General features: G+C 73.9%; 18 protein-coding genes. 11 read left to right on the forward strand and 7 right to left on the reverse strand.

The genetic code is table 11. From position 1 onward, the window contains the following. Entirely contained in the window at positions 1–315 is a 315-nt protein-coding gene (locus DMB42_RS51250) for a monovalent cation/H(+) antiporter subunit G (RefSeq protein ID WP_125649231.1), read from the forward strand. On the opposite strand, the gene DMB42_RS51255 is transcribed toward DMB42_RS51250, so the two are convergent. From DMB42_RS51255 to DMB42_RS51270, 4 genes are all read right to left on the reverse strand, one after another. Further along, positions 258–764 carry a DUF6328 family protein gene (locus tag DMB42_RS51255; RefSeq protein ID WP_125649183.1) on the reverse strand — a complete coding sequence of 169 codons (507 nt, stop codon included), beginning with the start codon at positions 762–764 and terminating at the stop codon, positions 258–260. The genes DMB42_RS51250 and DMB42_RS51255 overlap by 58 nt on opposite strands. A 66-nt stretch (positions 765–830) precedes the next feature. Beyond that, positions 831–2855, reverse strand: coding sequence for a xanthine dehydrogenase family protein molybdopterin-binding subunit (locus DMB42_RS51260; RefSeq protein ID WP_125649186.1), 2025 nt, complete (start codon positions 2853–2855; stop codon positions 831–833). Further along, positions 2852–3823, reverse strand: coding sequence for a xanthine dehydrogenase family protein subunit M (locus tag DMB42_RS51265; protein ID WP_125649189.1), 972 nt, complete (start codon positions 3821–3823; stop codon positions 2852–2854). The genes DMB42_RS51260 and DMB42_RS51265 overlap by 4 nt, the downstream gene beginning before the upstream one ends. After that, a complete protein-coding gene (locus tag DMB42_RS51270; protein WP_125649192.1) occupies positions 3820–4308 on the reverse strand; it encodes a (2Fe-2S)-binding protein in 489 nt (162 codons plus the stop codon). Before DMB42_RS51270 ends, DMB42_RS51265 begins: the two co-directional genes overlap by 4 nt. Before the next feature lie 146 nt (positions 4309–4454). Here DMB42_RS51270 and DMB42_RS51275 point away from each other — a divergent pair, with 146 nt between their 5' ends. Genes DMB42_RS51275 through DMB42_RS51285 form a run of 3 tightly spaced genes read left to right on the forward strand, consistent with a single transcriptional unit; the run spans position 4455 to position 9028 of the window. Then, positions 4455–5612: an acetate/propionate family kinase gene (locus DMB42_RS51275; RefSeq protein ID WP_125649195.1), complete on the forward strand. Its 1158-nt coding sequence runs from the start codon at positions 4455–4457 to the stop codon at positions 5610–5612. After that, positions 5605–6861, forward strand: a complete 1257-nt coding sequence (locus DMB42_RS51280; protein ID WP_125649198.1) for an erythromycin esterase family protein — start codon at positions 5605–5607, stop codon at positions 6859–6861. Before DMB42_RS51275 ends, DMB42_RS51280 begins: the two co-directional genes overlap by 8 nt. A 10-nt stretch (positions 6862–6871) precedes the next feature. Further along, positions 6872–9028 (forward strand): ATP-dependent RecD-like DNA helicase, encoded by a 2157-nt coding sequence (locus DMB42_RS51285; RefSeq protein WP_260478426.1) that lies wholly within the window; start codon positions 6872–6874, stop codon positions 9026–9028. A 33-nt stretch (positions 9029–9061) separates the two neighbouring features. Here DMB42_RS51285 and DMB42_RS51290 read toward each other — a convergent pair whose 3' ends face one another. From DMB42_RS51290 to DMB42_RS51300, 3 genes are read right to left on the reverse strand one after another with little or no spacing between them, the layout of a single operon-like run. Further along, positions 9062–11998, reverse strand: coding sequence for an FAD-binding and (Fe-S)-binding domain-containing protein (locus DMB42_RS51290; RefSeq protein ID WP_125649201.1), 2937 nt, complete (start codon positions 11996–11998; stop codon positions 9062–9064). Between the two features lie 57 nt (positions 11999–12055). Then, positions 12056–12595: a DUF892 family protein gene (locus DMB42_RS51295; RefSeq protein WP_125649204.1), complete on the reverse strand. Its 540-nt coding sequence runs from the start codon at positions 12593–12595 to the stop codon at positions 12056–12058. Then, complete coding sequence (locus tag DMB42_RS51300; RefSeq protein ID WP_185845318.1) at positions 12592–13809, reverse strand: MFS transporter; 1218 nt, start codon at positions 13807–13809, stop codon at positions 12592–12594. The genes DMB42_RS51295 and DMB42_RS51300 overlap by 4 nt, the downstream gene beginning before the upstream one ends. Before the next feature lie 114 nt (positions 13810–13923). On the opposite strand from DMB42_RS51300, the gene DMB42_RS51305 reads away from it, so the two are divergent. The 7 genes from DMB42_RS51305 to DMB42_RS51335 all read left to right on the forward strand — a co-directional run. Continuing rightward, positions 13924–14892 (forward strand): helix-turn-helix transcriptional regulator, encoded by a 969-nt coding sequence (locus tag DMB42_RS51305; RefSeq protein WP_125649207.1) that lies wholly within the window; start codon positions 13924–13926, stop codon positions 14890–14892. A 36-nt stretch (positions 14893–14928) separates the two neighbouring features. Beyond that, positions 14929–15471, forward strand: a complete 543-nt coding sequence (locus tag DMB42_RS51310) for an RNA 2'-phosphotransferase (protein WP_125649210.1) — start codon at positions 14929–14931, stop codon at positions 15469–15471. 81 nt (positions 15472–15552) lie between these two features. Continuing rightward, the gene (locus DMB42_RS51315; protein ID WP_125649213.1) at positions 15553–15996 is read left to right on the forward strand and encodes a CBS domain-containing protein; all 444 of its coding nucleotides are present in this window, start codon (positions 15553–15555) and stop codon (positions 15994–15996) included. A gap of 58 nt (positions 15997–16054) precedes the next feature. Continuing rightward, on the forward strand, positions 16055–16657 hold the full coding sequence (locus DMB42_RS51320) for a TetR/AcrR family transcriptional regulator (RefSeq protein ID WP_185845319.1): 603 nt from the start codon (positions 16055–16057) through the stop codon (positions 16655–16657). 156 nt (positions 16658–16813) lie between these two features. Beyond that, positions 16814–18286, forward strand: coding sequence for an MFS transporter (locus tag DMB42_RS51325; protein WP_125649216.1), 1473 nt, complete (start codon positions 16814–16816; stop codon positions 18284–18286). Between the two features lie 268 nt (positions 18287–18554). Next, positions 18555–18917, forward strand: coding sequence for an STAS domain-containing protein (locus DMB42_RS51330; protein ID WP_125649219.1), 363 nt, complete (start codon positions 18555–18557; stop codon positions 18915–18917). 129 nt (positions 18918–19046) lie between these two features. After that, the coding region (locus DMB42_RS51335) for a HAMP domain-containing protein (protein ID WP_148109028.1) at positions 19047–19258 on the forward strand (212 nt) is incomplete at its 3' end.

Genomic DNA, 19258 nt, shown 5'->3' on the forward strand with positions numbered 1-19258 from the left:
ATGGACGTCGCGGCGGCGGTCTGCCTGGTTGTGGGGGCCGTCCTGGCGCTGTCGGCGGGCGCGGGCCTGGTGCGCTTCCGTACGACGCTCGACCGCATGCACGCCGGCACCAAGCCGCAGGTGCTCGGCGTGCTGCTGGTGCTGGCCGCGATGTGGCTGCACCGGCCCACCTGGTGGAACGCCGGCCCGCTGCTGATCGTGGGGGCGTCGCAGGTGATCACCGTGTCGGTGGCGGCGTACATGGTGGGGCGGGCGGCCTACTCGCGGGACTCGCCCCGGGACGAGACCGAGTTGCCGCCGGAGGAGGAGGACTGATCGCCGGCGCGGTCGAGGGCGGGCTGGCCGAACCAGGTCCAGGCGGCCAGTGCGGCCAGGATGCCCGCGGTGACCAGGGCCAGGGTGGAGTGGAACAGGTAGTCGATCACGAGCATGGTGGCCGTGGTCATGGACACGACCAGGGCGAGCGCCCCTAACAGGCCGTAGAGGTTGGACCGGCGTACCAGGGTCTCCTTGTGGCCCTGCCGGAACAGCACGCGGTGCTGCGCGGTCGGCGCGATGTAGCAGATCGACGCGATCGCGGCGCTGACCAGCGCGGCGAAGTACAACCAGCGGTCCGGCTGGTCCAGCTTGACGAACCCCGGCGAGAAGGGCACGGTCAGCAGGAACGCGAACAGCACCTGCACCCCCGTCACCGCGACGCGGGCGCCCTGGAGCAGTTCGACGAAGTTGCGGTCGGCGCGTTCCTCGTGCGACTCGCGTTTCACTCGGCCTCCTCGGTGGATGTTCTCCTCTTCCTTGGCGGAGGCCGGTCGAAACCTCGATCCCGGGAGTCAGACGAGGATCTTGGCGGGCGTGATGGGCAGGTCACGGACCCGCCTGCCGGTGGCGTGGTGAACGGCGTTGCCGATCGCCGCGGCGGTGCCCACGATGCCGATCTCGCCGATGCCCTTGGAGCCCATCGGGTTGAGCAGGCCGTCCTGCTCGTCGATCCAGACCGCCTCGACCGCCGGGACGTCGGCGCAGGCCGGCACGTGGTACTGGGCCAGGTCGCGCCGCAGGAAGCCGCCGAACTCGTCGTCGGTCAGCGTCTCCTCCATCAGCGCCATCCCCATGCCCATGGTCATCCCGCCGATGAACTGCGACCTGGCCAGCTTGGCGTCCAGGATGCGTCCGGCGGCGAACACGCCGAGCAGCCGCGAGACCCGGATCTCGCCGGTCACGGAGCTGACCCTGACCTCGGCGAACTGGGCGCCGAAGGCGTGCCGGGCCAGCTCCTCGTCCGACCTGACCTCCTCGGTGGTGTCGGCCGTGCCCTGCCCGCCGTCGGCCCGCAGCGCCTCGCAGGCCCGTACGACGGCCGAGCCCCACGACGCCGTGCCCATGGACCCGCCGGCGACGGGCGCGTCGGGCAGGTCGCTGTCGCCGAGCTCGACGTGCACTCGGTCGGGGGCGACACCGAGGCAGTCGGCCGCGATCCTGGTGAGCACGGTACGGGCGCCGGTGCCGATGTCGGCGGCGGCCACCCGGACGACGAAGTCGCCGTCCTCGTCCACGGTCACGGTGGCCCGCGAAGGACCGCGTCTGGCCGGGTAGGTGGAGGCGGCCACGCCGGTGCCGACCAGCCACTCTCCCTCGCGCCTGAGGCCCGGCGCCGGGTCGCGGCGGTCCCAGTCGAAGCGCCGCGCGCCCTCGCGCAGGCAGGTGACCAGGCTGCGGGAGCTGAACGGCAGCCCGCTGTCCGGCTCGGACGTGGGCTCGTTGACGATGCGCAGTTCGACGGGGTCGATCCCGGCCGCCTCGGCCAGCTCGTCCATCGCCGACTCCAGGGCGTACATGCCGGGGCACTCGCCGGGGGCGCGCATCCAGGACGGGGTGGCGACGTCGAGGCGGACGAGCCGGTGGGCGGTGCGCAGGGCGGGCGTGGCGTACATGACGCGGCCGGGTGTGGCGGTCTGCTCGGCGAACTCGACGAGTCTGCCGCTCTGGACGTATCCCACGTGCTCGACGGCGGTGAGCCGGCCGTCGGCGTCCGCGCCGAGCCGCAGGCGCTGGATGGTGGGGGTGCGGTAGCCGGTGAGGTCGAACATCTGCTGCCGGGTGAAGGCGACCTTGACCGGGCGGCCCGCGGCCCTGGCGGCCAGGGCGGCGAGCACGGCGTTCGGCCTGGTGGTGCCCTTGGAGCCGAAGCCGCCGCCGACGTGCCTGGACACCACGCGCACCTGCTCGGGTGGCAGGCCGAAGGTCTTGGCGATGGCGTCCCGGTCGCCGCTGGTGCCCTGGGTGGAGTCGTAGACGAGCAGCCGGCCGTCCTCGGCCCACAGGGCCACGGCGGCGTGCGGCTCCATCGGGTTGTTGTGCAGGGGCGGCGTCGTGTACGTCACGTCCACGGTGGCCGCGGCGGCGGCCAGCCCGGCCTCCACGTCGCCCTTCTCGGTGTCGGGGGGCAGGTTCGGGTTGACGACCTCCGGGCGGTAGAGGCCGGGGTGGTCGGCGCGCAGCCGTACGTCGTGGGCCTGCGCCTCGTAGTCGACGCGGACGGCGTCGGCGGCGGCGCGGGCCTCGTCGTAGGTCCCGGCGACGACGGCGGCCACGAGCTGGCCCCGGTAGACGACGTCCCGGGAGCCGAACAGGGCCAGCTCGGCGTCGGCGTCGCCGGTCAGGCCGGGCGGGTCGTCGACCGACAACACGGCGAGCACGCCCGGCATGGCCAGCGCCGCGCCGGCGTCCACCCGCGTCACCCGTCCCCTGGCGATCGTGGACTGCACCGGGTAGCAGTAGGCGACGTCCTCGACCGGGTACTCGGCGGCGTACGTGGCCAGCCCCGTGACCTTGACGCGCCCCTCGATGCGGTTCACGGCGTGAGCTCCTCAAGCGTGCGGACGATCAGGTTGCGGGCCAGCGGCAGCTTGAACGCGTTGCGCGGCAGCGGCCTGGCCTGCTCCAGCTCGGCCTCGGCGGCCCGCAGGTACGCCTCGCCGGTCGCCGGACCGCCGATCAGCGCGCGTTCGGCCCGCTCGGCCCGCCAGGGCGCGTGGGCCACGCCGCCGAGCGCGATGCGGCACCCGGCCACCACGCCGTCCCCGCGTACGTCGAGCACGGCGGCGACGGACACCAGCGCGAACGCGAACGAGGCCCGCTCGCGGACCTTGCGGTACAGGGAGGCGCCCGGCGGCGGCGGGGGCAGCTCGACGGCGGTGATCAGCATGCCGGGGTCGAGCACGGTGTCGCGCTCGGGCTCGTCGCCGGGCAGGCGGTGCAGGCCGGGCATGGGGATGATCCGGTCCCCCGACGCGCCGGTGACGTGCACCTCGGCGTCGAGCGCGGCCAGCGCCACGGCCATGTCGGAGGGGTGGGTGGCCACGCAGGCGTCCGAGGCGCCCAGGACCGCCAGGTTGGTGTGGTCGCCCTCGATCGCGGGGCAGCCGGTGCCGGGCTCGCGTTTGTTGCACGGCCTGGTCACGTCCTGGAAGTAGGGGCAGCGGGTGCGTTGCAGCAGGTTGCCGGCCGTCGTGGCCATGTTCCTGACCTGGCCGGAGGCGCCGGTCAGCACGGCGCGGGCGAGCATCGGGTAGCGGGTGCGGACGTACGGGTCGGCCGCCAGGTCGCTGTTGCGCACGGCCGCGCCGATCCGCAGCCGGTCGCCCACGGGCGCGATCGTGTCCAGCGGCAGGCGGCTGACGTCGACGAGCCGGTCGGGACCGGCCACGCCGAGCCGCATGAGGTCGACCAGGTTGGTGCCGCCGCCCAGGTACATGGCGCCGGGGCCGAACCTGCCGACCGCGTCCGACGCGCTCCGGGCGCGGGCGTACTCGAACGGCTTCACGACGCCACCTCGCCGATCGCGGTGACGATGTTGGGGTAGGCGCCGCACCTGCACAGGTTGCCGCTCATGCGTTCCCTGATCTCCTCGGGCGTCAGATCGGGGTCGAGGAGGAGGTCGGCGGTGACGGCGCTCGGCCCCGGCTCGCCCAGCATGCCGAAGGCCGAGCAGAGCTGGCCCGGCGTGCAGTAGCCGCACTGGAAGGCGTCGTGCTCGATGAACGCGGCCTGCAGCGGATGCAGTTCCTCGCCCCTGGCCAGCCCCTCGACCGTGGTGATCTCGCAACCGTCGGCCGCGACGGCCAGCGCCAGGCAGGCGTTGGCCCGGCGGCCGTCGATCAGCACCGTGCACGCGCCGCACTGGCCGTGGTCGCAGCCCTTCTTGGAGCCGGTCAGGCCGAGCCGCTCACGCAGCAGGTCGAGCAGGGAGATCCTGGGGTCGACGGCCAGGGTGTGCGGCACGCCGTTCACCTGCAGGGTGATGTCCATAGGCGCTCGCCTACCCGGCTGCCCCGGGGGACAATCCCGGCCTCGGACATCGTGGGGTAAAGCCGACGCGCCTCCAGGTGTCGGCGCGCGGGCGCCGGGTAGCCGGGAAGGGGAGCCGGGCCGCGAGCCGGGCCACGGAGGGGTGCATGGGACGAGCGTTCGACGAGCAGGTGACGGAGTCCGAGGCGGTGCTCACCGTCAACGCGGGCTCGTCGAGCCTGCGCCTCGACCTCGTCCAGGGGGGCTGCGTGCTCGACAGCGCGCACGCCGAGCGGGCCGCCGACCCCGGTTCGGCGCGCGAGGAGCTGGCGGCGTTCCTGGGGGGCCACTTCGACCGTGACGTGCGCGCGGCGGCGCACCGGCTGGTGCACGGCGGTGACGTCGTACGCGTGCCCACGGTCGCCGACGACGAGACGGCCGAGGCGCTGCGCGGCGTCGTGAGCCTGGCGCCGCTGCACCTGCCGCCCGCGCTGGCGCTGCTGGAGGCGGCCCGCGAGCAGCTTCCCGCCGTGCCGCACGTGCTCTGCCCCGACACCGCCTTCCACGCCGGCCTGCCCGACGCCGCCGCCGTCTACGCCCTGCCGCGCGAGTGGCGCGACCGGTACGGCCTGCGCCGCTACGGCTTCCACGGCCTGTCCTACGCCTGGACCGCCGACCGGGTGGCCGAGCTGATCGGCCGGCCGCTCGCCGAGCTGGAGCTGGTGCTGACCCACCTGGGCGGCGGCTCCTCGGTGTGCGCGGTGTCGGGCGGGCGCAGCCTGGACACCTCGATGGGGTTCACCCCACTGGACGGCGTGCCCATGAGCAGGCGTTCGGGCAGCGTCGATCCCGGCATGCTGATGTGGCTGCTGTCGCAGGGCCACCTGTCGGCGGACGAGCTGGACGAGGGCCTGCAACGCCGTTCCGGGCTGCTCGGCCTGTCCGGCGGCCGCTCGGGCGACACCCGCGACCTGGTCGAGGCCGAACGCGCCGGCGACGCCGAGGCCGCCCTCGCCCTTGAGGTGTTCTGCCACCGGGTCGCCCGGGAGATCGCCGCCGCCGCCACGTCACTGCCCAGGATCGACGCGCTGGTGTTCACCGGCGAGATCGGCTGGGACCAGCCCGAGGTGCGGGAGGCGGTCTGCCGCCGGCTCGGGCTGCTCGGCGTCGAGCCGCCCGAGCTCGGCAACCGGCACGACGACGGCCCGGTCAGCGGGGACGGCGCCGCCGTGCCCGTACTGGTCGTCCAGGTACGCGAGGAACTCCAGCTCGCCCGCGAATGTCTGGGCGTCCTCGGGCCACCAGAGGAGGACGGCGATGAATGACGTCACCCGCTCGGCCCTGCGGCTGTCGGGCGAGCAGGACCTCGACCCGGTGCTCGACCGCGTCGGCGAGGCCACGCTCGTGCTGATCGGCGAGGCCAGTCACGGCACGCACGACTTCTACACCTGGCGGGCCGCGCTCACCCGCCGCCTGATCGCCGAGAAGGGCTTCGGGTTCGTCGCCGTCGAGGGCGACTGGCCCGACTGCGAGCGCGTCAACCGCGCCGTCACCGGCGACGGCGAGGATCCCTTCGACGCCCTGTACGCCTACCAGCGCTGGCCCGCGTTCATGTGGGCCAACGAGGAGGTCGCGGAGTTCTGCCGCTGGCTGCGCCGCTGGAACGCCGCGCTGCCGCCCGGGGAGCGCTGCGGTTTCCACGGCCTCGACGTCTACAGCCTGTGGGAGTCCCTGCGCGCGGTGCGCCGCTACGCCGCCGCCCGTCTGCCCGGCCGGATGGAGACGGTGATGGAGGCCCTGTACTGCTTCGAGTCCTACGGCCACGACCCGCGGCGGTACGGCCTGGAGACCCGCCTGGTCCCCGACTCCTGCGAGGAGGAGGTCGTACGGATGTTGCGGGCCGTCGTGGAGAGCGCCCCGGACGACGAGGGCGGCTTCGGGGCCCGGCAGAACGCCGAGGTCGTGGCCGGCGCCGAGAGCTACTACCGCGCGATGGTCCGCGGCGGCCCCGCCTCGTGGAACATCAGGGACGTGCACATGGCCGACACCCTGGACCGGCTGGCCGCCTTCCACGAGGCCAAGGGCGTGGTGTGGGCGCACAACACGCACGTCGGCGACGCCCGCGCCACCGACATGGCCGCCGCCGGCATGACCAGCCTCGGGCAGCTCGCCCGCGAACGGCACGGCGAGGACGTCGTCCTGGTGGGCTTCGGCGGCTACCGCGGGACGGTCGTGGCCGCGGCGAACTGGGGCGCGCGGGCGCACGTCATGCCGATCCCGCCGGCCCGGCCCGGGTCACTGGAGGCGCTGCTGCACGACGCCCTCGCCGGCGAGCGCGGCCTGTTCGTGACGCCCCGGCGCCCGCGGCCGCGCTGGTACGACGAGCCGCTCGGGCACCGCGCGATCGGCGTGGTGTACCGGCCGGAACGCGAGCAGCGGGGCAACTACGTGCCCACCGTGCTCGGCGACCGCTACGACGCCTTCATCTGGCTGGACGTGACCGAGGCCCTGCACCCGCTGCACGCCGAGCCGTGGGACGACGTCGAGCCGGAGACGTATCCCAGCGCCATGTGACGGAGTGTCGGTGGCAGATGGTTTGATCGCTGCTGTGGAGGCCTCGGTCGAGCAGCTCGTCTACGTCAGGGACGACGAATACACCGTCGCGCGCATGAGCGCCGAGGGCGTGCCCGACTTCGTGGCCACGGGCCGGGCGTTGTCGGGCGCGCAGCCGGGCGAGACGTTGCGGCTGACCGGCGACTGGAGCCACCACGCGCGCCACGGCAGGCGCTTCGCGGTGGCCGGGTGCGAACGGGTGGTGCCGGCGACGGTCCGGGCGATCCGCGTCTACCTGGGGTCGGGGCTGATCCGGGGCATCGGGCCGCGGCTGGCGTACGCGATCGTCGACCACTTCGGCGAGGAGACGCTCAAGGTCATCGACGCCGAGCCGGAGCGGCTCACCGAGGTCGTCAACATCGGGCCGCTGCGGCAGGCGCAGATCGTCCAGGCGTGGCAGGAACAGCGGGCCATCGCCGCGCTGATGGTGACGTTGCAGGGGCTCGGCGTCAGCCCGCTGCTGGCGGCCAAGATCCACCAGGTGTTCGGCGGGGAGGCCGAGGCGGTCCTGGCCACCGACCCCTACCGGCTGATCGGCCGGGTCAGGGGCATCGCGTTCCGCGTCGCCGACCGCATCGCGCTGCAGCGCGGGGTGCCCGAGCGCAGCCCGCAGCGCATCAAGGCGGCGCTGATCGACCGGCTGGAGTCGGCCGCGATCCGCGACGGCCACTGCTTCGTGCCGGTGCCCCATCTGGTGGCGCGGGCGGCCGAGCTGATCGAGCTCGATCCCGCCGTGGTCGAGCCGATGCTCGACGCCCTGGTGGCCGACCGGCGGGTGGTGGTCGAGGCCGACGAGGCCCAGCCGGGGCGGGCGGTGGCGTTCGCCAAACACGTCCACGCCCGCGAGCAGCAGCTCACCGAGCAGCTCACCAGGCTCGTGCGGGCCCGTTCGACGTTGCCGCTGCGGTCCTTCCGCGAGGACGAAAGCCTCCACGACGACCAGCGCGCGGCCGTCAACATGGCGCTGACCAGCACCGTGTCGATCATCACCGGCGGGCCCGGCTGCGGCAAGAGCCACACGGTGAGGGCCGTGGCGGCCGTCGTGCGGGCGTCGGGCGGCTCGGTCACGCTCACCGCGCCCACCGGCAAGGCGGCCAAACGCCTGTCGGAGCTGACCGGGCTGCCCGCGATGACCATCCACCGCATGCTCGCCCACCGGCCCGACCCCGACGCCTCGACGCTGTTCGAGGAGGCCCCCGCGCAGGCCGACCTGATCGTGGTCGACGAGGCGTCGATGCTCGACCTCCACCTGGCCACGCGGCTCACGGCGGCCGTCCCGCCGGGCAGCCATCTGCTGCTCATCGGCGACAGCGACCAGCTCCCCAGCATCGGGGCCGGCGACGTGCTGGCCGACCTGCTGCGCGTGGAGGCGATCCCCCGCGTGCGGCTCACCCACGTCTTCCGCCAGGCGGGCGGCAGCGGCATCGTCGAGGCCGCCCACCTCATCAGGGCCGGTCGTGTGCCGGCGACGCCGGGCCGGGGCGGGTTCTGGTTCGAGGAGCTCGACGACCCGGCGCGGGTCGGCGAGCGGGTGGCCCATCTGGCGATGGAGGCGATCCCCCGCAAGCAGGGTGTCCCGCCCGGCCAGGTGCAGGTGTTGTGCCCGATGCGCAAGGGCGAGACGGGCGCGGTGACGCTGGGCCGGCTGCTCCAGGACCGCCTCAACCCGGCGGCCGACGACAAGCCCGAGCACTGGTCGGGGGCGTCGGTGTTCCGGGTGGGCGACCGGGTCATGCCCATCCGCAACAACTACGACAAGGGCGTCTTCAACGGCGAGACCGCCACGGTCACCGCCGTGTTGCCGCAGGACCGCGTGGTCGAGGTCCGCACCGACGACGGCGAGACCGTCCAGTACGGCTTCGGCGAGCTCGACGACCTCACGCACGCCTACGCGATCAGCGTGCACCGGTCGCAGGGCAGCGAATACCCGTTCGTGGTGGCGCCGATCGTGGCCGAGGCCGGGGGGATCATGTTGCGGCGCAAGCTGCTGTACACGCTGGTGACCCGGGCCAAGGCGTGGGTCGTGCTGGTGGGGCAGCGGGAGGCGCTGGAGCTGGCGGTGCGCCGCGTCGGCCTCCCCCGCAACTCCGGCCTGCCCCGGCGCCTCGCCCAGAGCCTGGCCACCTGACCCCGGGCGGGCCACTCCGGGGTCCCTTCGGGGTCACTCCGGGCGGACCAGGGCGGTGACGAGGAGTTCGGCGAGGTGGCGGCCCTGGCGTCCGGTGCCGGCGGCGGCGATCTGGGTCCGGCAGGAGAAGCCGTCGGCCAGCAGCTCGTCATCCGGCTCCGCCGACCGTACGGCCGGCCAGAGGCCCTGCTCGGCGCAGGCCGCCGACACCTCGTGGTGCCCGCGTTCGAAGCCGAAGTTGCCGGCCTGGCCGCAGCAGCCGGAGTCGAGCACGCTGGTCCGGATGCCGAACCGGTCGAGCACGGCCCGGTCGGCGTCGTACCCCATGATCGCGCTCTGGTGGCAGTGCACCTGCGCGATCGCCTGGCCGCCGACCGAGCAGGGCCGCCAGTCGGACGCGCGGGTCTCCAGCAGCTCGGCCAGGGTCAGGAAGCGATCCGCCAGCAGCCGGGTCTCGGCGGTGTTGAGCAGCTCGGGCCCGTCGGCGCGGAACACGGCGGCGCAGCTCGGCTCCAGCCCGACCACCGGCACCCCGGCCTCGGCCCACGGCACGAGCGCCCCCACGGTACGCGCGAGCACCCGCCGCGCCACGCCGAGCTGCCCGGTGCTGATCCAGGTCAGCCCGCAACACAACGTCACCGGCGGCACGATCACCTCGAACCCGGCCGCTTCGAGCACGTCCACGGCGGCCCGCCCGATGTGCGGGTCGAAGTGGTCGGTGAACGTGTCGGCCCACAACACCACCCGCCCCCGCGTGCCGGGCCCGCCGGCGGGACGCCGCCTGAACCAGTCGGTGAACCGCTCGCGGGCGAACCTCGGCAGGTCGCGTTCCGGCGTGATCCCCGCCACGGCCTTGACCAGCCGCGACAGGCCGGGCGCGGCGGTGAGGGAGTTGACCAGGCCGCCGGCGGCGGAGGCGAGCGCGGCCCACAGCGGCAGCCAGCCCATCGAGTAGTGGGCGCGCGGCCGGATCCGGCCCCGGTAGTGGTGGGCCAGGAACTCGGCCTTGTAGGTGGCCATGTCCACGTTCACCGGGCATTCGGAGCGGCAGCCCTTGCAGCTCAGGCACAGGTCGAGCGCGTCGCGCACGGCGGTGGAACGCCAGCCGTCGGTGATGACGTCGCCGCGTACCATCTCCTCCAGCAGGCGGGCGCGCCCGCGCGTGGAGTGCTCCTCCTCGCGGGTCACCCGGTAGCTCGGGCACATCACGCCGCCCTCGAAGGGGTGCTTGCGGCATTTGCCGGTGCCGACGCAGCGGGTGGCGGCGTGCCCGAACCGCCCGTGGTCGTCGGGGTACTGGAAGAACGTGTGCCGCGGCTCGTGCGGGTAGAAGCGGCGCTGTGCCAGGTCCTGGTCCAGGTGACGGGGGTGGACGACCTTGCCGGGGTTCATCCGGTTCCGCGGGTCGAAGATGGCCTTGAAGCGGCCGAACACCGCCACGACCTCCTCGCCGAACATGACGGGCAGCAGCTCGGCCAGCGCCTGGCCGTCGCCGTGCTCGCCGGACAGCGAGCCGCCGAAGGAGGCCACCAGCTCGGCGGCCTCGCGGGCGAAGGCGCGGTACTTGGCGACGCCGTCGTCGGTGTGCAGGTCGAGCGGGAGGCGGCCGTGCACGCAGCCCTGGCCGAAGTGGCCGTACAGGGCGGACTCCTGGTAGTCGTGCTCGCGCAGCAGCCGCTCGTAGTCGCGCAGGTAGCCGCCCAGCCGCTCGGGCGGCACGGCCGCGTCCGACCAGCCCTCGTACGTCTGGCGCCCGGTCGGCGGGTACGCCTCCACGCCGAGCCCCGACTCGCGCCACCGCCACATCCGGTCCTCCCTGGCCGGGTCGCCGAGGAAGGCGTGCGTGGGCGTGGGCGCCTCGGCCCGCTCCCCCACCTCGCGCATCATCGTCTCGGCCCGCTCGCGCGCCTGCTCGGGCGTGTCGCCGCCGAACTGCACCAGCAGCCAGCCGCCGCCCTCGGGCAGGTCGCGAAGCGCCGGGTCGTCGGGGTGTTCCCGCCGGGCGAGCCGGTACATGGTCTCGTCCATGGCCTCCAGCGCGAGCGGCGCGTGCGCGGCCACGGCGGGGACGGCGTCGGCGGCGGTGAAGACGTCCTGGAAGCCCAGTACGGCCAGGGCCCTGGCGGCCGGGCGCGGCACGACGCGCAGCTCGGCGCGCAGCACGGTCACCAGCGTGCCCTCGCTGCCGGTCAGCGCGCGGGCCAGGTCGAAGCCGTTCTCGGGCAGGAGCTGGTCCAGGTTGTAGCCGGAGACGCGGCGTTCCAGCTTGGGGTAGCGGGTGCGGACCAGTTCCATGGTCTCGTCGCGCAGCTCGCGCACCTGGCGGTAGATCTCGGCCAGGCGGCCGCCCTGGGCCTGGATGCGGTCGTACTCGGCGTCGCCGGTGGGCCCCACCCAGGCGCGCACGCCGTCGTAGGTGAGGATCTCCAGCCGGAGCACCGACTCCGACATCTTCCCGTACGCCTGGGCGGAGGCCCCGCACGAGTTGTTGCCGATCATGCCGCCGATCGTGCAGGCCGCATGGCTGGACGGCTTGGGCCCGACCATCAGCCCGTACGGCTCCAGCTCGTGATCGACCTGGTCGAGCCCGGCCCCCGCCTGGACGACGATCCGGCGGCCGGCGGCGTCCACGGACTCGACCGCGCCGCAGTACTTGGACCAGTCGATCACCACGGCCGCGTTGCAACACTGCCCGGCCAGGCTGGTGCCGCCGCCGCGCGAGAGCACGGGGACGTCCCTCGCCCGGCACACGGCCACCGCCGCGACCCCGGCGTCCAGGTCGCGCGGCACGACGACGCCGATCGGGACCTGCCGGTAGTTGGAGGCGTCCCTGGCGTAGGCGGCGCGGCTGCCGGCGTCGAACCGCACCTCGCCGTCAACCGCCTCGGCGAGGCGGCCGCGCAGCGTCTCGACGTCGATCTCCCGGTACGGCGGAGTGTGCGTGACGGGCGTGTTGACCAGGCTCTTCATGCCGGGCACTTACCCCGGCCGCCTCACGGGCCGCCCAACGGCGGCCCAAGCGTGGTTCTAGACCCCGAGCAGGTCGGTGAGGTCGTCGGCGTGCTCCTCCTCCTCTTCCAGGATCGACTCCATGAGCCGGCGGGTGGTGGGGTCGCCCTCGCCGAGCCAGCGGATGATCTCCTGGTAGGTGGAGATGACGATGCGCTCGGCCCACAGGTTGGCCTCCAGCAGCGCCTTCAGGTCGGTGTCGGCGGGCACCTGGTAGTCGGTGTGGGAGCGCTGGACGAGCTTGGCGGGGTCGAAGTCCGGTTCGCCGCCGAGCTGGCTGACGCGTTCGGCGGCGCGCAGCGCGTGGTCGAGCTCCTCCTTGGCGTGCTCGGTGAACTCGGCCGCCACCTGCGCGCGGTCGATGCCCTTGGCGGAGATGGCGTGCCGGGTGTACCTGAGCCAGCACACCACCTCGGTGGCGATCACGTCGTTGAGGACTTCGATGATCTTCTGCGGGTCGTGGCCGAAGGTCTGGGTGATCGGCCCCTCGTCCATCTTCTGGCGTACCTGCTCGCGGATCCTGGTGACGTCGAGCACGAAGTCGTCCGTCTGCGTCATGAGCTGTCCTTCCCCCGGCGATTTCCCCTGGTCAACGGTAGCTTCGCCGGAGCATTCCGGGCGGTTGCGACACGGGCGGCCCGCAGGCGGGGAACCAGCGCCAGGGTGGTCGCCGCCGACGCCGCGGCCAGCACGGCCATGGAGACGGCGGGCGAGGTACGTTCGGCCAGGGCGCCGGCGAGCACGGCGGCCAGGCCCTGCGTGGTGATCATGCCGGCGGAGTGCAGCCCGAGCGCGTGCCCGCTCAGCTCGGGGGGCGTGAGCGCCATGAGCCGGTCCTGGAGCAGCAGGGTCGCGGCGTACCCGGCCGAGGCGAGCGCGATCAGCACCGGCGACGGGTACACCACGAAGGCCAGGTACGGCAGCGCGAGCAGCAGGTGCAGCGGCGTGACCAGCCGCGCCCGCCAGTGCGGCGGCACGAACCGCCCGGCCAGCACGTCCCCGGCGAGCATGCCCGCGGCCGCGCAGGCGAACAGCAGCCCGGCCCGTTCGGGCGCGAGGGGCACGAACAGCGACTCGCAGCCGACGATCAGGCCGTTGGGCAGCCAGAGCGCCAGGTAGACGTGCCGGCGCGGGCGGGAGGACCACAGGCGGGCGTTGTCGCGCCAGGTCTCGGCGGGCGAGGGCCGCCCGGCCGCGCGCGGGCGCCGCCGGCCGAGGCCGAGCCCGGCCAGCGCGGTGGCCAGGTGGATGGCCGCCGCGGCGAGCAGCGTCCCGCGCGGCGACAGGACGGTCACCAGTACGCCGCCCGCGCCGAACCCGGCGATCTGCACGATCCCTGAGGACATGTTGAGCACCGACCGGCCGAGCAGGTAGCCGTCCTGGTCGAGCAGCTCGTTCAGCAGCCCGTAGCGGACGCCGCCGCCGAGCGAGGAGAGCGCGCCGAGGGCCAGCACGATGACGAGCATCCCCCACACGGGCAGCCCGGGGACGGCCAGGATGGCGGCGGCGAGCGCGGACACCAGCGAGAGCCCGGTCAGCGCGGCGCGCGGCGGCAGCCGGTCGGCCGCCGACAGCAGGGTCGCCGCGCCGATCGCCTGGGACAGGGCCGGGCCGAACATGGCCAGCCCGGACAGCAGCGGCGACCCGGTGCCCGCGTAGACGAGGGTGCCGAGGGCGAGCCCGCTCACCGTCTGCCCCGCCACCTGCCCGGACGAGACCAGGAACAGCGGGGTGAATCCGGACCTGCCGAACAGGTCCCGGTATGTGCGCATGGGACGGCAGTCTTCGCGACCGGCGACGACGGGCGTTACTGTTTCGCGTACCGGCGAAACAACGGGCGAGACTTCGCGTACCGGCGGAACAACGGGTGGGATCAGGGCGGTGGCATGGGTTTCTGGCAGGTGGACGCCGACACGCTCGCGGGCGGCCGGTTCGTCCTGTCGCCGCTGGCCGAGACGATCGCCGCGCTGAAGACGCTGGACCGCGGCACGGCCGCCCATCCCGGCGAGGGCGCGTGGCTGGCCGCCCACCTGCCCGCCTACCGGGCCGGGCAGGCCGCCGACCCGATCACGGCGCTGCTCGTCCGGGCCGCGCTGGGCCGTACGTGGAACGCGACGTTCCTCACGCCCACGCCCGAGGGGGAGGGCGAGGCCGCCTTCGAGGAGGAGGTGGCGAGCGTGCGCGAGACCCCGCCCGATCAGGCGCGCGAGGATCTGACCGAGTCGCTGGGCGGGCCCGTCCCCGCCGTGCTGCACCGCCGCGACCTGCCCGAACGCATGGCCGCCCGGCTGGAGTGGGTGTGGCGGGAGACGGTGCGGCCCACCTGGGCGCGGCGCCGCCGGATCGCGGAGGCCGACGTCGTGGCCCGTACCGCGCGGCTGGGCCGGGGCGGATGGGCGGCGGCCCTGGACGGCATGCGTCCCGGCCTGCGCTGGCTCGGGGACGGCCGGCTGCAGATCAACGCCTCCGACAACCCGCCTCGGGACCTGCCGGGCGCCCGGCTGATGTTCGTCCCGGTCACGCCGCGGCAGGGCTGGGTGAGCTGGCACGGCTCCCGCCGCTGCGCGATCGTCTACCCGTGCTCGGGGCCGCTGGCCGACGTGGGCCCGCCGGCGGCGCCGGAGGCGCTGGGCAGGCTGCTGGGCGAGGCGCGGGCGGGCGTGCTGGTGCTGCTGGAGGCCCCGAAGAGCACCACGCAGCTCGTCGCGCTCACCGGCCAGGGCCTGGGCTCGGTGGGCCGCCACCTCAAGGTCCTGCTCGACGCCGGCCTCGTCGGCCGCGTCCGGGCCGGGCGCTCGGTCCTCTACAGCCGTACGGGCGTCGGCGACGACCTCGTACGGGCGCAAACCAGCTGACTCCGCGCGCCCGCCGCTGCCACAATGGGGGCACAGATGGACGAACAACGCATGATCCGCGTCTCCAAGTACCTGGCCAGGCACCTGCGCCACGACCCGGGCCGCATCGGCCTCACCCTCGACGCCGCCGGCTGGGTGCCCGTCGACGACCTGCTCGCCGCCGCCTCCGCGCACGGCTTCCCGATCACCCCGGACGAGTTGCGCCAGGTCGTGGCGGCCAACGACAAACGCCGCTACGCGCTCGAGGACGGCAGGATCCGCGCCAGCCAGGGTCACTCCGTACCGGTGGAGCTCGGCCTGCCCGCCGTGGAGCCGCCCGCGTACCTCTACCACGGGACCGTGGGCCGCTTCGTGGCCGCGATCCGGCGCGAGGGCCTGCGGCCGATGGGCCGCCACCACGTGCACCTGTCCCCCGACCGGGAAACCGCCGTACGGGTGGGCGCGCGCCGGGGCGTACCGGTGGTGCTGGTGGTCGCCGCCGGAGACCTGCACGCCACCGGCCACCGCTTCCTCCGCAGCGCCAACAACGTCTGGCTGACCGACCACGTACCCCCCACCCACCTCCACCTCCCTTCCTGACCCGGCCCGTGGCATGCGCGGGCCGCCGGTCGCTCAGGAAGCGGGGGTGTTGGCTAGGCTGGCGCGCGGAGGACGGACACCATGCGCGCACGCGATCTCATGACGGACTTCCCGACGGTCTCGCTCGACACGTCGGCGCTCGACGCCGCCCGCCTGCTGGCCGAACGCGACCTCCCCGGCCTCATCGTGATCGGCGGCGACGGCCGCCCGCACAGCATCCTCCCCGGCACCCAGGTGCTCCGGCTGGCCGTACCGGCCTACTGCCAGGACGATCCCGCGCTGGCCCGGGTGGTCGACGAGGCCCACGCCGACCTGTTCCTCCGCAGGCTCGGCACGCGTACCGTCCGCGAATGCCTTCCCGAGCAGCCGCGCGAGCTGCCGGTGGCGGACCCGAAGGCGACCGTGCTCGAACTGGCCGCCCTCATGGCCCGCACCCGCAGCCCCCTGGTCGCGATCGTGGAGGCGGGCCGCGTTGCGGGCGCCGTCACCCTCCAATCCCTCCTTGACCACACCCTCACCCTCTGACCGTGGTTCGCCGAGGGTGCGGGCGATCTTCGAGTGCGGGCGTCGTAGGCTGGGGTGCATGGGGACGACCGCCGCCCGACAGCCGGTGCCTGCCCGCCGGGCCGACGCCGAACGCAACATCGCCGCCATCCTGGAAGCCGGGACGCGGCTGCTGAGCGACGACCCGGGTGCGAGCGTGGCCGACATCGCCAAGGCCGCCGGGGTCGGCCGCGTCACCCTGTACGGCCACTTCCCCTCCCGCGAGGCCCTGGTGGACGCCGTCCTCGACCACGCCGTCGGCATGGCGGACGCCGTACTTGAGGACGACACCCTCGACACCGCTCCCGCCCCGGAGGCGATGACCCGGCTGCTGCGATCGTCGTGGGAGATCCTCGACCGGCACCGCCGGCTGTTCCTGGCCGCCGACCGCGTGCTGCCCACCGAACGTATCCGCGAGCACCACAGCCGCCCGCTGCGACGGGTGGAGCGCCTCATCTCCCGCGGCCAGGACGACGGCGACTTCCGTACGGACCTGCCGCTGGAGTGGCTGGTGACGACGTTCTTCGCCATCATCCACAGCGCCGCCCAGGAACGAGAGGCCGGCCGCCTGTCCCCGGAGGAGGTCGAGCCCGTCCTGACCCGCACCATGCTCTCCCTCCTCACCTCCACCCAAGCGTCCTGACGCCTCCCACCTCCCCCTGCGCGCCCTGAACGCCGCGCGTCACCTCACCTCCTGAACGCCGCGCTTCGCCATGCCCCCGATCCGGCGACACCCTACCGGCGTACCGTTTTATTGTGCTTAACTTGAACACCATTGTTCAAGTTAAGGAGTTGAGGGATGAGTCAGCACGTTGGGACGCGGGATCCCGTCGCGGTTCGCAGCAAGGGTTGGGCGGTGCTGGTGTTGTTGTGCCTGGCCCAGTTCATGCTGATCATCGACATCACCGTCGTCCAGGTGGCCCTGCCCACCATCGGCACCGATCTCGCGCTGGGACGTGAGGCGCTCACCTGGGTGGTGACCACGTACACGCTGTGTTTCGGCGGCCTCATGGTCCTCGGCGGGAGGCTCGCCGACGCGATCGGCCCCCGCCGTACGCTCCTGGCCGGGCTGGCGCTGTTCACCGCGGCCTCGCTGGTCTGCGGCCTGGCCGACGACGGCGGCACGCTCATCGCGGGACGGGCCGTACAGGGGGTGGGCGCGGCGCTGCTCTCCCCCGCCGCCCTGGCCGTCATCACGACCGTCTTCCAGGGCGAGCGCCGGGCACGCGCGCTCGCCGTCTGGGCCGCGATCGGCGGTACGGGCGCCGCCTTGGGCGTGCTCCTCGGCGGCGTCCTGACCGACGGCCCCGGCTGGACGTGGGTGTTCTTCGTGAACGTGCCCATCGGCCTGCTGGTCCTCGCGGCCGTCCCCTCCGTCGTACCGGCCGCCCTTGAGGGCCGCGCCGCGCACGGCCCGCACGGCTCGACGGCTGAGGCCGGGGCAGGGCGTGGGCGGGTCGACGTCGGGGGCGCGTTACTCGTCACCCTGGCCACCGCCCTGCTGATCTACGGCCTCGTCTCCGCCGGCGACGGCGGCTGGGGCGCCACGGGGACCGTGCTGCCGCTGGCCGGGGCCGCCGTGTCCTACGTCGCGTTCGTGCTGGTCGAACGGTCCGTACGGGCCCCGCTCATGCGGATCGAGACCCTGGCCAGGCGACCGGTCGTCTCGGGCGCGTTCGTCATGCTCGTCGCCACCGGGCTGATGCTGGGCCTGTTCTTCCTCAGCTCCCTCTATCTCCAGCACGTCCTGGGCTTCAGCCCCCTGAAGACCGGCCTGACGTTCCTGCCCGTCGCCGTCGCCATCACGTTCGGCGCGCACCTCGGCGGGCGTCTGACCGGGAAGATCGGCGGTCGTCCGGTGGCGGTGGCGGCGTTCGTGCTGACCGCCGCGGGGGCGGCGCTGATGACGCGGGTCTCCCCCGAGGCCGGCGCGTACGCCACCCTGCTGCCGGGGTTCGTACTGGCCGCCCTGGGGATCGGGCCGGCCTTCGTGACCGCCACGACGACCACGATGGCCAACGTCCCGCCCGGTGAGAACGGTGTCGCGTCCGGCGTCATCAACACCTTCCACGAGCTGGGCGGCTCGATCGGGGTGGCGGTGGTGTCCACGGTGGCCGCGTCCAGCCTGGGGCAGGGGGCCGGCGTGTCCGGCTTCACCTCGGGGCTCGTGCTGTGCGCGGTCGTCGCCGGAGCGGCGGCCGTGATCTCGCTCGGGCTCGTCCCTCCGGGCAGACCGGCGGGCGCGTTCGTCGGCCACGGCCACGGCCACTGACACCGCCACTGACGCCGCGACTGACACCGCGCGCGGGCCCCGGGCAGGCCCTACGGCCGCCCGCCGCCGTCCCGCCGGTCGCGCTGCGAACGGCGGGATGTCCCAGGCGACCCCGGGAGGTTATTCTGCTTGGGTGACTGCTCCGCCCCCCGCGGGACGCGGCTTCTCGATGTACCCGGCCCTCACCGGGGCCGGTGCCGGCCAGGCGCCGGACGGCGTGCCTTCCCCGCAGGCCCCGTCCTGTCCGCGGGCGCGGTGAGCGGCGGCGATGCCACCCCTGACGCTGCTGTGCCGGGAGCAGCCCGGCGTGACCGTGATCGTCGTGTGCGGAGAGCTCGACGCCACCAACCGCGCCCAGTTCGAGAGCTTTCTCGGGGAACGGCCGGAGCCCGGCCGGCAGGCCGTGCTCGACCTGGCCCAGGTGCCGTTCATGGACAGCTCGGGCCTGCACGTCCTGCTGGCCTTCTCCACCGACCGGCTCGGGAGGTCCGGCACGGTGCGCCTGGCGGGGGTGCAGCCCCTGCCCGCCCGGTTGCTGGAGATCACCGGGGTGCTGACGCACGTCCCGGTGCACGACACCGTCGCCGACGCGGTGGCCGCGGCCAGGGCCGCCGCCGAACGTTCCGGGTGAGCGGCGACGCGCAAGGGCATTCTTGGCTAACTTCGGGGCTAGCGCGCGCCTGGGCGCAGGCGGCTACTCTTCCGCTACCCAGAGTTGAAGTTCTTCCATGCCGGGCGAGCACGGAACGAGGAACACGACATGAGCGACCCCACGGTCGGCACCGTACGTTCGGGTGGACGCGCCAAGCGTGCCCGAGGTCCCGCTGAGGTGGGCGAGTCGGAGTTGCGTCAGCTGCTCGGCGGGCTGACAGCGGTCCGGGACGGCGACTTCCGCACCCGCCTGCCCGAGGACGCCGACGGCCTGCTCGGCGAGATCGCCTCGGTCTTCAACGGCATGGTCGACCAACTGTC

It is taken from the genome of Nonomuraea sp. WAC 01424 (genome assembly GCF_003947315.1).
Lineage (GTDB): Bacteria > Actinomycetota > Actinomycetes > Streptosporangiales > Streptosporangiaceae > Nonomuraea > Nonomuraea spiralis.